Origin of the sequence: Amycolatopsis sp. Hca4, assembly GCF_013364075.1 — a bacterium.
Lineage (GTDB): Bacteria > Actinomycetota > Actinomycetes > Mycobacteriales > Pseudonocardiaceae > Amycolatopsis.
This window is the reverse complement of sequence record NZ_CP054925.1, coordinates 6,093,364-6,106,816: the sequence shown is the minus strand read 5'-3', so window position 1 is coordinate 6,106,816 and position 13,453 is coordinate 6,093,364. Positions and strand designations below refer to the sequence as shown.

15 protein-coding genes are annotated in these 13,453 nt (G+C 71.4%); 13 read left to right on the top strand and 2 right to left on the bottom strand.

The features are described from left to right. Window positions 1-22: 22 nt before the first annotated feature. From HUT10_RS27165 to HUT10_RS27145, 5 genes are all read left to right on the top strand, one after another. Window positions 23-1,063, top strand: coding sequence for a PLP-dependent aspartate aminotransferase family protein (locus HUT10_RS27165; RefSeq protein ID WP_176173793.1), 1,041 nt, complete (start codon window positions 23-25; stop codon window positions 1,061-1,063). A gap of 60 nt (window positions 1,064-1,123) precedes the next feature. After that, window positions 1,124-1,894 carry a hypothetical protein gene (locus HUT10_RS27160; protein WP_254897051.1) on the top strand — a complete coding sequence of 257 codons (771 nt, stop codon included), beginning with the start codon at window positions 1,124-1,126 and terminating at the stop codon, window positions 1,892-1,894. Continuing rightward, window positions 1,891-2,472: a class F sortase gene (locus HUT10_RS27155; RefSeq protein ID WP_176173792.1), complete on the top strand. Its 582-nt coding sequence runs from the start codon at window positions 1,891-1,893 to the stop codon at window positions 2,470-2,472. The genes HUT10_RS27160 and HUT10_RS27155 overlap by 4 nt, the downstream gene beginning before the upstream one ends. Window positions 2,473-2,678: 206 nt before the next feature. Further along, window positions 2,679-3,350 (top strand): hypothetical protein, encoded by a 672-nt coding sequence (locus HUT10_RS27150; protein WP_254897050.1) that lies wholly within the window; start codon window positions 2,679-2,681, stop codon window positions 3,348-3,350. Window positions 3,351-3,354: 4 nt separating this feature from the next. Next, window positions 3,355-3,957, top strand: a complete 603-nt coding sequence (locus HUT10_RS27145) for a class F sortase (RefSeq protein ID WP_176173791.1) — start codon at window positions 3,355-3,357, stop codon at window positions 3,955-3,957. A gap of 12 nt (window positions 3,958-3,969) precedes the next feature. Here HUT10_RS27145 and HUT10_RS27140 read toward each other — a convergent pair whose 3' ends face one another. Both HUT10_RS27140 and HUT10_RS27135 read right to left on the bottom strand, forming a co-directional pair. Then, window positions 3,970-5,010, bottom strand: coding sequence for a patatin-like phospholipase family protein (locus tag HUT10_RS27140; protein ID WP_176173790.1), 1,041 nt, complete (start codon window positions 5,008-5,010; stop codon window positions 3,970-3,972). A gap of 10 nt (window positions 5,011-5,020) precedes the next feature. Then, window positions 5,021-5,767: a FadR/GntR family transcriptional regulator gene (locus HUT10_RS27135; protein ID WP_176173789.1), complete on the bottom strand. Its 747-nt coding sequence runs from the start codon at window positions 5,765-5,767 to the stop codon at window positions 5,021-5,023. A 66-nt stretch (window positions 5,768-5,833) separates the two neighbouring features. Here HUT10_RS27135 and HUT10_RS27130 point away from each other — a divergent pair, with 66 nt between their 5' ends. The 8 genes from HUT10_RS27130 (at window position 5,834) to HUT10_RS27095 (ending at window position 13,433) form a co-directional block, all read left to right on the top strand. After that, window positions 5,834-7,324: an ABC transporter substrate-binding protein gene (locus HUT10_RS27130; RefSeq protein WP_176173788.1), complete on the top strand. Its 1,491-nt coding sequence runs from the start codon at window positions 5,834-5,836 to the stop codon at window positions 7,322-7,324. Continuing rightward, a complete protein-coding gene (locus HUT10_RS27125) occupies window positions 7,321-8,265 on the top strand; it encodes an ABC transporter permease (protein ID WP_176173787.1) in 945 nt (314 codons plus the stop codon). Before HUT10_RS27130 ends, HUT10_RS27125 begins: the two co-directional genes overlap by 4 nt. After that, complete coding sequence (locus HUT10_RS27120) at window positions 8,265-9,071, top strand: ABC transporter permease (protein ID WP_176173786.1); 807 nt, start codon at window positions 8,265-8,267, stop codon at window positions 9,069-9,071. The genes HUT10_RS27125 and HUT10_RS27120 overlap by 1 nt, the downstream gene beginning before the upstream one ends. Then, window positions 9,068-9,799, top strand: coding sequence for an ABC transporter ATP-binding protein (locus tag HUT10_RS27115; protein ID WP_176173785.1), 732 nt, complete (start codon window positions 9,068-9,070; stop codon window positions 9,797-9,799). The genes HUT10_RS27120 and HUT10_RS27115 overlap by 4 nt, the downstream gene beginning before the upstream one ends. Continuing rightward, window positions 9,796-10,566, top strand: coding sequence for an ABC transporter ATP-binding protein (locus tag HUT10_RS27110; RefSeq protein WP_176173784.1), 771 nt, complete (start codon window positions 9,796-9,798; stop codon window positions 10,564-10,566). The genes HUT10_RS27115 and HUT10_RS27110 overlap by 4 nt, the downstream gene beginning before the upstream one ends. A gap of 19 nt (window positions 10,567-10,585) precedes the next feature. Then, on the top strand, window positions 10,586-11,971 hold the full coding sequence (locus tag HUT10_RS27105) for an amidase (RefSeq protein WP_176173783.1): 1,386 nt from the start codon (window positions 10,586-10,588) through the stop codon (window positions 11,969-11,971). 79 nt (window positions 11,972-12,050) lie between these two features. Continuing rightward, window positions 12,051-12,515, top strand: coding sequence for an RNA polymerase sigma factor (locus HUT10_RS27100; protein WP_254897049.1), 465 nt, complete (start codon window positions 12,051-12,053; stop codon window positions 12,513-12,515). Window positions 12,516-12,563: 48 nt separating this feature from the next. Beyond that, window positions 12,564-13,433, top strand: a complete 870-nt coding sequence (locus HUT10_RS27095; protein ID WP_176173782.1) for a CU044_5270 family protein — start codon at window positions 12,564-12,566, stop codon at window positions 13,431-13,433. Window positions 13,434-13,453 lie beyond the last annotated feature (20 nt).

Here is a 13,453-nt window from a genome sequence, read left to right as displayed (position 1 = left end):
GCCTCCCATTACCGTGAGGCGCATGGACGACTGGACGCCTCGCACCAAGGCCATCGCCGCCGGCCGGCCGCACGGTCCCGGCGAGCCGCTGAACACCCCGCTCGTCGCCACCAGCACCTACCAGGCCGGTGGCGATTTCGCGTATGCCCGCGGGGACGGGACGCCGACCTGGCACGCGCTCGAGGAAGCCGTCGGCGCGCTGGAGGGCGGCGAGGCGACGGCGTTCGCGTCCGGCGTCGCCACCCTGTCCGCGGTGCTGGACCTGCTGCCGGTCGGGTCGCGGGTCGCCGTGCCGACGTTCAGCTACGCCGTGACGCGCGGGGTGCTGGCCCACGCCCAGAAGCTCGGCAAGCTCGCCGTCACCGAGCTCGACCCCACCGACACCGAGGCCTGGGTGGCCGAGGCCGCGACCTCGGACCTGGTCTGGCTGGAGTCGCCGACCAACCCGACCCTCGACGTGATGGAGATCGAGACCATCGCTGCCGCCGCGCGCGGCCGGGTCGTCGTCGACAACACCTTCGCGACGCCGTTGCAGCAGCGGCCGCTCGAACTGGGCGCGGACGTCGTCGTGCACAGCGCGACCAAGCTCATCGGCGGGCACAGCGACCTGCTGCTGGGCATCACCGTGGCCAAGGACCCGGCCGTCGCGGCCGAACTGCGCGGCGCGCGGACGCGGGTCGGCTCGACGCCGGGCGCCCTCGAAGCCTGGCTCGCCCTCCGGGGGCTGCGGACCATGCCGGTCCGGCTCGCGGAGCAGTCCCGCACCGCCGCGCTGCTGGCTTCGCGGCTCGCCGAGCACCCCGCGGTGCGCCGCGTGCGCTATCCGGGCTTCGGGATGATGGTCTCCTTCGACCTCGCCGACGCCGAGACGGCCGACCGCTTCTGCGCGTCGGTCCGGCTGATCCGGTCGGCGACCAGCCTCGGCGGCGTCGAGAGCCTGGTCGAGCGGCGAGCCTGGCTGGCCGGCGAAGAGCGGGTCCCGGCCGGGCTGGTCCGGTTCAGCGTCGGCCTGGAAGATCCCGACGACCTGTGGGACGACTTGGTGATCGCCCTACCGGAGTAACGCGCACCGCCGAATCGTCGATAGTGGCGACATCGCAGGTCAACGCGTTGGGAGTGCATCGTGGGCAGAACGCTGAGCCGGGTCGCCGGGGTCGTTTTCGCGGGTGCGCTCGCCACCTTCGCCGCCGCGCCCGCCGCGCTGGCGCAGACGGAAACCAGCACGTCACCGACCGAAACCACGACGTCCACTTCGGAATCGACGACCTCCAGCAGCCCGACCGGCACGACGACATCTCCGTCCACTTCGGCCACCACGACGCCGCCGGCCTCGTCGAGCACGCACAGTGATGTCAAGACCACCGAAAAGCGGATCGCGCCCAAGGCGGAGCCCGAGATCAAGGGCGACACCCAGGAGCCCCCGAAGGGCGATGACTACCAGGACAACACCGGCCACGGGTTCGTCGGCCTCGGCGGCGAAGGGGTCCTGGTCATCGCCTGCGCGGCCGGGAAGCCGGGCGGAGTCGCGACCCAGTACCTGAGCGTCACCGGTGGCCCGGACCAGGACGAGGCCGACGGCCGCCTGTGGAACTACTCCGTGCGCGTGGTCGACGCCCCGGCGGGCACCACCACCGCCAAGTTCAGCTGGACCTGCGACGGCGCCGAGGGCAACGGCATCGTGGAGTTCGAGCAGGAGCAGCCGCCGACGAGCACCACCACCACGAGCACGGTGACGTCCAGCGCGCCCGCATCGAGCACTGCGCCCGTCACCACTGCGCCCGTCACCACCACCGCGACCAGCTCCACGCCGTCCGGCAACGCCGCTCCGAAGGCCCAGGTCAAGGTCGCGCCCAAGGGCGGGGTCGAGACGGGCTTCGGCGGCACGGCCAGGTGACCGTCCGCCGGGCGGGCGTGGCGCTCGCCCTGGTGCTCGCCCTGGCCGGGTGCGGCACCGCCGAGCCGCCGAAAGCCGCGCCGCCCGCGCCCGTCCCGTCTTCGGTCCCGGTGACCGTGCCGTTCAAGGGCGTGCGTCCGACCTCCGTGAAGATCCCGAAGATCGGCGCGGAGTCCAGCCTGCTGGCCGTCGCCGTGAAAACCGACGGCTCGATCTCCGTCCCGTCGGTGCACACGCCGATGCAGGCGGCCTGGTACAAGCTTTCGCCGGTGCCCGGCGACGTCGGCCCGGCGATCGTGCTCGGGCACGTCGACGGCGACAAGAAACCCGGTATCTTCTACAAACTCAAGGACCTCGTGCCGGGCGACGAGGTCGACATCGACCGCAGCGACGGGAAGAAGCTGAAGTTCGTCGTCGACCGAGTCACCCAGGTCCCGAAGGACACGTTCCCGCGCGACGCCGTTTACGGCAACAGCGACCGGCCTGAGCTGCGGCTCATCACCTGCGGTGGCGTGTTCGACCACGCGGAGCACAGCTACGAGGACAACATCGTCGTCTACGCGAACCTGGTGGCCTGAAAGCGCGGCCGGCGTCTCTGTCCGATGTGGATTTCGCCGGGCCGGAACGTTACCGGTTTCCGAAGTGGCTTTCTTCACGTCCAATTCGTTTCCGGTATATACCAGTAATGCGGCAGGATGGCCGAGTCGCCTGATCTTGTGCTTCGGAGCACCGGGCGGCTCGCGTAGTGGGGGTCATTGCGCGTTTCCTTCCCTGGGAGTCAACCTTGAAGAAGTCCCTGGGCCGTCTTGCGGGCGCCGTGCTCGCGGGGGCCCTGCTCACGCTCACCGTTTCGCCTGCCGCGCTCGCGCAGGAGGCGCCGACCTCGTCCGAGGTCGCGCCCACGTCCGAGACGCTGCCGTCGACGGACGTGCCCACGTCCACCTCGGTCCCGTCCACGTCGGAGCAGCCCACCTCGCAGCAGCCGACCTCGGGCCAGCCGACCTCGGAGCCGACGTCGACCGGCACCGGCACGCCCACCTCCGGCAAGCCGACCAAGCCCACCAGCGCGCCGACCACCGAGCCGACCGACCCGTTCCCGCACGGCGACGACTACATCGACGACGTCGCGTACGCGTGGGAGTTCGACGAGGGCACCGGCATCCTGGTCATCGCCTGCAAGGCGGGGGAGCCGCGGAACGTCGTCGCCAACGACTTCACCGTGGCCGCCGGCCCGTTCCAGGACGGCGCGGACGGCCGCTACTGGGGCTTCGACATCAAGCTGAACGAGGGCAAGCACCTGTCCGACGACACGCAGGTCTCCTGGGTGTGCGAGGGCAAGCCGGTCACCCGCCCGGTCGGCCACGGCGGCGGCTCGGCCACCGTCGGCAGCCAGGTCAAGGTGACCCCGAAGGCCGGCGGTGTCGAGACCGGCGGCGGCGCGACGGCCCGGTCCTGACCGCATGACCAAGCAGTTCCGCCGCGGCGGCCGCGTTCTCGCGGCCGCCCTGGCGCTGTCCTTCGCACTGGCCGCCTGCGGGACCCCGGACCCGCAGGCGGCGCCGCCCCCGGCCTCGTCCGCAGCGGCTCCGCCGCCGGTGACCAAGCCGTTCGCCGGCCTGCGCCCGACGCAGCTGAACATCCCGAAGATCGGCGCGCAGTCGTCGCTGGTTTCGGTGCTGCCGAAGGCCGACGGCGGGATCTCGGTCCCGTCGGTGCACACGCCGATGCAGGCGGCCTGGTACAAGATGTCGCCGGTGCCGGGCGAGACCGGCCCCGCGGTGCTGCTCGGCCACGTCGACGGCGACAAGAAGCCCGGCATCTTCTTCAAGCTCAAGGAACTCGCCAAGGGTGACGAGGTCGACGTCGACCGCAGCGACGGCAAGAAGCTGAAATTCGTCGTCGACCGCGTGGAGCAGGTCCCCAAGGAGACGTTCCCGCGCGAAGCGGTCTACGGCAACAGCGACAAACCGCAGCTGCGGCTGATCACCTGCGGTGGCGCGTTCGACCACGCCGAGCACAGCTACAAGGACAACGTCATCGTGTACGCGAACCTCGTGGCTTGATCCCGCGGTGGCTCAGCCGACGCCCGAGCCCGGGTACGGGAACTCCGGCTTCAGCTCGGTACCCGGGCACACCCAGCGGCGCATACCCGCGTCGCAGACGGCGTACCCCCAGTTGATCAGGTTGTCCTGCACCTTCTCGGGCACCCTGGCCAGCCGGGTCTTCGTCTCGGCGAGCCGCCGGGTGTGCTCGGCCGGCGCGGGCAGGGCGTCCGGCAGCTCGAAGTTTTCGATGTTGCTGTAGGTCGCCCAGTACGTGCCGGCGAACGTCTTGTCCTCGTAGGACTTCAGCAGCGAGCCGGTGCGCAGCTCGCGGACCTGGTTGTCCATCACGGTCAGCACGCGCAGCAGCTGCATCGGCCAGTTGTGCCTCGGCCTCGTCTCGTGCTTCATCTTCTTGCCCGCGTCGCTGACCAGGACGACCGCGCGCTGGTTCTCGATCGGGTCGAGGCCGAGGTTGTCGTACACGCCGGCGTCGCTGAGCACGATCCTGCGGTCCGGTTGGTGCGGGTCGGGGATCACCACCGGCGAAAGCAGCGGCGGGAAGGCCGAGGACGCGGCGACCGCGGTGGCCAGCGGGATCTGCCCGTGCGGGCCGTGCTGCCGGAAGAACCACCACAGCGAGCCGTCCTGCAGGCTGGTCGCGGTGAACACGAAGTTCGGCCCGGCCGGGTCGAGGTCGGCGAGGCAGCAGTCCCCGAAGAGGTGCTCGGCGTAGCGGCGCGCGAGTTCCTCGCCCGCGCTGCGCCAGGGCATGCACATCGCCTTCAGCGTCACCGGGATGTCGAGGGTGGTGCGGGCCAGCTTCCGGATCGGCGCCACGACCTCCTTGCCGAAGTTCTCCGCGACCCCGTCTTCGCCGAACCACAGCCGGTTCCACGCGTGCGCCAGCACGCCGGCCGCGATCGAACCGCCGGAGACGCTGGAGACGGTGGTCAGCTTCGGCAGCCAGCCGAGCTCGTTGAGCCGCCACAGCGCGCCGGCGTGGAAGAGCATTGCGCGGTAGCCGCCGCCCGAGAGCGCGAGGCCGACGCCGTCCCGTTTCGCCGAGTCCACGTGGGCGAGTTTAGAACTGCAGCAATGGGGTGAGCAGTGGCCGTCGCCCGGCCGGGACGTATTCGGCGTAGTTGTCGTACAACGCCTGTTTGGCCAGGTGTGCCGCGCCCGCGCCGTCGGCCGCGCGGATCGCGTCGAGCACTTCGGCGTGGTGGGCGAGCCAGGTGCGCATCAGCGACGTCCGGTTGCTGGCGTGCTCGAGCTTGTCCTCGATCAGTTCCAGCACCACCCCGCGCACGACCTCTTCGCTGACCACCAGCAGGGGATTGCCGGAGATGCGCGCGATCACCTCGTGGAAGGCGACGTCGGCGCGGCTGAACTCGGCGTAGCCGCGGGAGACGCCTTCGCGCATCGACTCCAGGGCCGCGTCGAGCCCGGTCAGGTCCTCCTCGGTGCGGAGGCGGGCCGCGAGCAGGTGCGCCGAGCCGTCGAGGATCATCCGGAACTGCAGCAGTTCGGCGAGCCCGACGTGCTCGGCCCGGGCGAGCCGGTGCATCGAGCGGTGCAGCGCGGCGGGCGAGGCGGCCAGCACCTCCGGGCCGCGCGGGTCGCCGGGCCGCGACCGGATCATCTCGGCCGCCTGCAGCACGCGCAGGGCTTCCCGGATCGTCGAGCGGCCGACGCCGAACTGCGTCATCAGCTCGCGCTCACTCGGCAGGCGTTCGCCCGGCTTGAGCTCGCCGCTGATCACGGCCCGCTCGATCTGCTCGACGACCCGCTCGTACGCGCGGACCGGAGCCACCGGTTCGAACCGCATCGCTTGACCTCGCCGTCGGGTCGGTGCAGGCTACTGGTCAGACCAGTGTACTGACCGGGAGGTCGAATGAAAGCCCGGATTCCCGCGGTGGCAGCGGTGCTGCTGCTCGCGGTGTCCGGCTGCTCGGCCGGCTCGTCCGCCAGTGTTTCCGCCGGTCCGGACACGCTTTCCGTCGGCTTCACGGCGGAGCCGGCGAACTTCGACTTCACCCGCACGGACGGCGCCGCCATCCCGCAGGCGCTGCTCTACAACGTCTACGAAGGCCTGGTGAAGCTCGACGCGCAGAGCCGGATCGTGCCGCTGCTCGCCAAGTCGTGGACGGTCAGCCCGGACCGGCGCACGTACGATTTCCAGCTGCAGCAAGGCGTCCGGTTCAGCAACGGCGCACCCTTCACCGCCGAGGACGTCAAGTTCTCGCTCCTGCGGGTGAAGAAGGACTGGACGATCTCGATCAAGTCCACGATGGACGTCGTCGACCACGTCGACGTCGTGGCGCCGGACCACGCGCGGGTCGTGCTGTCGAAACCGTCCAACGGCTGGCTGTTCAGCCTCACCAGCCGGCTCGGCGCGATGTTCAGCCCGACCGGCGTCGGCGACCTGGCGACCAAGCCGGTCGGCACCGGACCGTACGTCGTCGCGGCGCGCAAGCGCGGCGACTCGGTGGTACTGAAGGCCAATCCCGCGTACTGGGGCCGGAAACCGGCGTACTCGACGGTCGTCCTCAAGTACATCAAGGACCCGACCGCGCTGAACAACAGTTTGTTCAGCAACGGCATCGACGTCATCTCCGCGATCACCGCGCCCGACTCGATCCCGCAGTTCCAGGCCGACGACCGGTTCCAGGTCGTCCAGGGCACGACGAACTCCGAAGTCACGCTGGCGATGAACAACGTGCGGCCGCCGCTGAACGACGTCCGCGTGCGCCAGGCCCTGACCTACGCGATCGACCGGAAAGCCTTGCTGGACACCGCCTGGGCCGGCCGCGGCACGCTGATCGGCAGCATGGTCCCGCCGACCGACCCCTGGTACGAGGACCTCTCGAACGTCTACCGCTTCGATCCCGCGCGGGCCAAGGCGCTGCTGTCCGAAGCCGGCGCGACGAACCTGAACCTGCGACTGCGGATCCCGAACCTGCCGTACGCGGTGTCGGCCGCGCAGGTCGTCCAGTCGCAGCTCGCCGACGTCGGCGTGCGGACCACGATCGAGCCGCTCGACTTCCCGGCGGTGTGGCTGAAGCAGGTCTTCACCGACCACGACTACGACCTGTCGATCATCCAGCACGTCGAGGCCAGGGACATCACCACGTTCGGGAAGCCGAAGTACTACTGGGGTTACGACAGCAAGCGCGTCCAGCAGCTGCTCGCCGAGGCCGACAGCGGGACGCCGGAGCAGCAGGTCGCGGACATGAAGCAGGTCGCGAGGCAGCTGAACACCGACGCGGCCGCGGACTGGCTGTTCCTGCTCCCCAACGTGGTCGTCGCGAAGACGAAGGTCGGCGGGTTCGCGGCCAACCAGGTCAGCGAGTCGTTCGACCTCACCGGGCTGGCGCCGCGATGACGGCCAGGGTGCTGCGCCGGGTGGCAATCTTCGTGGTCAGCGTGCTGGCCGCCTCGATCGTCGTGTTCCTGTTCATGGCGGTGTTGCCGGGCGACCCGGCGCAGGTCGCGCTCGGCGTCAACGCGACCCCGGAGCTGCTGGCCAAGACCCGCGCGGAGTTCGGCATCGACCGCCCGCTCGTCACGCAGTACTTCGACTGGATCGGCGGTGTCCTGCACGGCGACTTCGGCCGCTCGTACGTCACGCGGGACGCGATCGGCCCGCAGCTGCTCGACCGCCTCGGCGTGACGCTGTGGCTGGTCGGCGCCGGCATGCTGGTGGCGCTGGTGATCGCCATCCCCGCAGGCACGTTCGCCGCGGTGAAGCACCGGAAGGCCTCGGGCGCGGGTGTCTCGGGGTTGTCGCAGATCGGTGTCGCGATCCCCGCGTTCCTCGCCGGGATCATCCTGGTGCAGATCTTCGCCGTGCAGCTGCGCTGGCTGCCGTCCGGCGGGTGGACGCCGCCGGACCGAAACGCGGGCGAGTTCGTCCGCGGCCTGATCCTCCCCGCGCTGTCGCTCGGCCTGGTCCAGGGCGCGGTGCTGACGCGCTATGTGCGTTCCGCGGTGCTCGACACGCTGGGGCAGGACTACCTGCGCACCGCGCGGTCCAAGGGACTCCGGCCGGGACAGGCGCTGGTGCGGCACGGCTTGCGCAACGCGTCCGTGCCGGTGGTCACCGTGCTGGGCCTGCAGCTGGCGACGCTGCTGATCGGCGCGGTCGTCGTCGAGCGCGTGTTCGTGCTGCCCGGCCTGGGGTCGATGCTGCTGGACGCCGTCTCCGCGCGTGACCTGCTGACCGTGCAGGGGATCGTGCTCGTCCTGGTGGTCGGCGTGCTGCTGGTCAACTTCGTCGTCGACGTCCTCTACACCGTGCTCGACCCGAGATTGCGGGGTTCGTGATGCGCAATCTCCTGATCGGCGGGATCCTCGTCGGGCTGGTGGTGCTGGCCGCGGTGCTGTCGTTCGTGTGGACGCCGTTCGACCCGGTGAAGGTCGACGCGACCCACCGGCTGCTCGGCTTCACCGGCGCCCACTGGTTCGGCACCGACAAGTTCGGCCGCGACCTGCTGAGCCAGCTCATGGTCGGGGCGCGGACGACGCTGTACGTCGGGGTCGTCGCGGTCGGCATCGCGGCGGTGATCGGCACGCCGCTGGGCATCCTCGCCGGGATGTCGCCGCGGTGGCTCGGCGAGTTCGTCATGCGGGTCAACGACCTCGTGCTCGCCTTCCCCGCGCTGCTGCTGGCCATCATGTTCGGCGCGGTGTTCGGCGCGGACACGCTGACCGCGATGGTCGCCATCGGCATCGCCACCATCCCGTCGTTCGCGCGGATCGCCCGGTCCGGGACGCTGCAGGTGATGAGCACCGAGTTCGTCCTCGCCGCCCGCGCGGGCGGCCGGTCGCGGCTGAACATCGCGGTGCGACACGTGCTGCCGAACATCTCCGGCCTGCTGATCGTGCAGGCGTCGGTGTCGTTCGCGATCGCCGTGCTCGCCGAGGCGGCGCTGTCGTTCCTCGGCTTCGGCACGCGGCCGCCGACGCCGTCGTGGGGCCGGATGCTGCAGGAGTCCCAGGAACTGCTGACCGTGCAGCCGCGGCTGGCGCTGGTGCCCGGCATCGCGATCGCCGTCGCCGTGCTCGGCTTCAACCTCCTCGGCGACGGCCTGCGCGACCGCCTCGACCCCCGATTGGCGGCGCGGGTATGACGCTCTCGGTGTCAGGGCTTCGGGTCGGCGACCTGGTCCGTGACGTCTCCTTCGAGATCGGCGCGGGCGAGCGCGTCGGCCTGATCGGTGAGTCCGGGTCCGGGAAGTCGCTGACGGCGCTGGCGGTCATGGGCCTGCTGCCGGAGGAGCTGAGGGCGTTCGGCTCGGTCTCGTTGCACGGCCGCGAGCTGCTCGGAATGTCCGAAAAGGACCTTTCCCGGCTGCGCGGCGACGAGCTGGCCATGGTGTTCCAGGAGCCGATGACGGCGTTGAACCCGGCCATGCGCGTCGGCAGGCAGGTGACCGAGCCGGGGCGGATCCACGGCAGGCGCCACCGCGCCGAGGAGCTGCTGGCCGCGGTCGGCCTGCCCGGCACCGCCCGCGCGTACCCGCACCAGCTCTCCGGCGGCCAGCGGCAGCGGGTCGTGCTCGCGATGGCGCTGGCCAACGAGCCGTCGCTGCTGATCTGCGACGAGCCGACCACGGCACTCGACGTCACCGTGCAGGCCCAGATCCTTTCGCTGATCAAGACGTCGTTGCCCGCCGAAAGCGCGTTGCTGTTCATCACGCACGACCTCGCCGTGGTGGCTTCGGTGTGCGAGCGCGTGCTGGTCATGCTGGACGGTGAGATCGTCGAAGCGGGCTCGACGCGTGACGTGCTGACGTCGCCTTCGCACGCCTACACGCGCAAACTCCTGGACGCCTCGGACCTGGAGGCCCGGCGATGATGCTCGAAGTCCGCGACCTCGAACGCCGGTACGCCCGGCGGGACGTCCACGCCCTGCGCGGCGTCAGCTTCGACGTCGAGGCGGGACAGCGGTTCGGCATCGTCGGCGAGTCCGGCTCCGGCAAGTCGACGCTGGTCCGGCTGCTGGCGGCACTCGACAAGCCGACCGCTGGCACGATTTCGTTCCAGGGCAGGCGCATCGACAACCTGCCTGAACGCAAGCTCGGCTTCCTGCGCTCGGAACTGCAGATCGTCTTCCAGGACCCGATGGGCTCGCTCGACCCGCGGATGCGCGTGCTGGACATCGTTTCCGAGCCGCTCGGTCGTCGCGAGCCGGAGCGGGTGGCCGAGCTGCTCGCCGCCGTCGGCCTGCCGGCGGACGCGGCGGGACGCTATCCGCACCAGTTTTCCGGCGGTCAGCGGCAGCGGATCTCGATCGCCCGCGCGCTGGCGCCGAACCCGAGCGTGCTGATCGCCGACGAGCCGGTCAGCGCGCTCGACGTCTCCGTGCGCGGCCAGATCCTCGACCTGCTCGGCTCGCTGGTCGAGCAGTTCGCGCTGACGCTGGTCTTCGTGTCCCACGACCTCGGCGTCGTCCGGCACGTCTGCGACCGGGTCGCGGTGATGCGCCGCGGCGAGATCGTCGAACTCGGTGCCGTGTCGCAGGTCTACGAAGTGCCGCAGCACGAGTACACGCGGGAACTGCTGGCCGCCGCGCCGAACCTGCGCGCGGAACTGGCCCGGCTGCGCGGCGGTCAAGATGGCTGAGTACCCCTGAGGAGCGTGCATGACCGAGCTGCCTGACCTGACCGCCGTCGAGCTCGTTGCGCAGTACCGCGCGAAGACGCTCTCGCCGGTCGAGGTGACCGAAGCCGTCGTCGCGCGCATCGAAGCGCGAGAGCCGGAGTTGCACGCGTTGTACGCGTACGACCCTTCAGGCGCTCTCGAAGAGGCGAAGGCGTCCGAAGCGCGCTGGGCGGCCGGCGAACCGCTGGGCCCGATCGACGGCGTCCCGCTCACGATCAAGGAGAACATCGCCACCCGCGGCACGCCGGTGCCGCTGGGCACGGCGGCGACGGCGCTGGTCCCGGCGGCCGAGGACGCCCCGGCGGCGGCGCGGATCCGCGAGTCCGGCGGTGTCCTGCTGGCCAAGACGACCATGCCGGACTACGGGATGCTGACGTCCGGGCGGTCGAGCTTCCACGCCACGGCCCGCAACCCCTGGCTGCTCTCGGCCACGCCCGGCGGGTCCAGCGCGGGCGCCGGGGCCGCGGCCGCCGTGGGGTACGGCCCGCTGCACGTCGGCACGGACATCGGCGGCTCGATCCGGCTGCCCGCCGGCTGGTGCGGACTGACCGGGCTGAAGCCGAGCTTCGGCCGCGTGCCGGTCGTCCCGCCGTTCCTCGGGCGCGTCGCCGGCCCGATGACCCGCACGGTCGCCGACACGGCGTTGCTGATGGACGTGCTCGCGCGTCCGGACACGCGTGACCACCTGTGCCTGCCGCCCGCCGAGCTCGACTGGGCGTCGCTGGACCTGGCGCTGTCCGGGTTGCGCGTCGGCCTGCACCTCGACGCCGGTCTCGGCCTCCCGGTCGACCCGGCGACCCGCGACGCCGTCACCGCGGCGGCACGGGCGTTCGAAGCGGCGGGCGCGGTCGTCGAGCCGGTCGAGCCGTTCCTCACCCGGCCGATGCTCGAAGGCCTCGACGTCTTCTGGCGCACGCGTGCCTGGGCGGACATGGCGGACCTGCCGCCGGAGCGCCGCGCGCGGGTGCTGCCGTACATCGCCGAGTGGGCGGCCGGCGGCGCGGACGCGTCCGGCGTGGCCGTCTACCGCGGCTTCGCCCAGATCGACGTGATGAGCGTGGCGGCCGTGCGGGCGACCTCGGCGTTCGACTTCGTGCTGTCGCCGACCTGCCCGGTCGCGGCGCCGCCGGCGGAGTGGGCCTCGCCGACGAACGACCCGGCCCGGCCGTTCGAGCACATCGCGTTCACCGTGCCATACAACATGTCCGGCCAGCCCGCGGTGTCGGTGAACTGCGGCTACACCGACGACGGGCGGCCGATCGGCCTCCAGATCGCCGGCCGCCGCTTCGACGACCTCGGCGTCCTCCGCGTCGCGGCCGCCTACGAGCGGCTTCGCCCGCCGCAGCGGCCCTGGCCGATCGGATAGGGAAGAAGTTCCGGCCCTGCGGCGAAGTGGTGGTGTGACTGTCGCCGACGGGAAGGAACCCCATGACAGAGGCAGCCCCATGACGGCGGCCCCGGTGCTCGGCATCGAGCGGTTCACCGAGGTGCACGACCGCTACTTCGGGGACATCTTCCGGTACGTCGCCGGCCGCCTCGGCGCCCAGACCGCGGAGGACGTCGCCGCCGAGACGTTCCTGGTCGCCTTCGACCGCCGGAAGACGTTCGACGCCGACCGCGGCGACCTGCGGGCGTGGCTGTTCGGCATCGCGACGAACCTGGTGTCCCGCCACCGCCGCAAGGAGGCCCGGCACTACCGCGCGCTTTCGCGGCTCGACCCGCGCGAAGCCGCCGAAGGCCACGAAGATCGCGTGGTCGATGCGGTCGTGGCCACCCGGGTGGGGAAGGCGTTGGCCCGGCTGTCCGCCGGGGAACGCGACGTCCTCCTGCTCGTCGCGCTCGCCGACCTCGGCTACGCGGAGGTCGGCGAGGCGCTCGGCATTTCCCCGGCACCGTCGGCTCCCGGCTGAACCGCGCCCGCAAGAAGCTCAATTCCGTGCTTTCCCAGGAGGTTTCCGATGAATGACCTGCAGGCCGTGCGGGCCGTGCTGGTGACGCCACCGCCCGCCGAGGACGTCGTCGACCGCAGCCGCCACCGGCTGCAGAACCGGATGCAGGGCGCACCCCGCCGCCGGGTCCGCCCGCTGGCGATCGGCGCCGGCTTGGTGGCCGCCGCGGCGGCGGCGGCCGTCGTGGTCGCGACCCTGCCCGGCACGCCCGCCCCGGCCCCGCCTCCGCAGGCGGTCGCCCCGGTCGTCACCGGCCAGCAGGTGTTGCTGGCGGCGGCCACCGTGGCCGAGCGCACCCCGGTGGGCACCGGCAAGTACTGGTACGTCAAGACGGCCACGGACAACGTGGTCTACGAGAACTGGTACACGGCCGACGGTCACACGTGGTTCCGCGGCGCGAAGTCCGGCGGCAAGGTCAGGTCGCTGGGGCTGTACCCGTTGCGGCTGGCCGGCACCACCGTGACCTTCGAGCAGCTGCGCACCCTGCCCTCCGACCCGGCGGCGCTGCGGGACTGGCTCGTGAACGCGATCGCGCACAGCGGCGCCCGCACGAGCGCGGGCCCGCTCACCGCCGAGGACCGCGAGCGGGAGCTGCTGCTGTCGATGGTTTCCCTGGTGTCGACCCTGCCCGCCCAGCCGGCCGTGCGAGCGGCGGCGTTCCGCTCGATCGCGGCATACCCGGGCGTCCGCGACCTGGGCCCCGTCCCGGGCGGCCGCGGCTTCCTGCTGCCGGGCGACTACCGCCTGGTGGTCGACCCGGTGACCGCACGCATCAGCCACACCTCGATGTTCGTGACAGCGGACGGAGCCATCTACGGAGCCTCCGGCCCGCAGGGCGCACAGGTCAGTTCCGGGTGGACTGACTCGCTGCCGAAGTGAACCGCCCCGGTGGCCGGGTC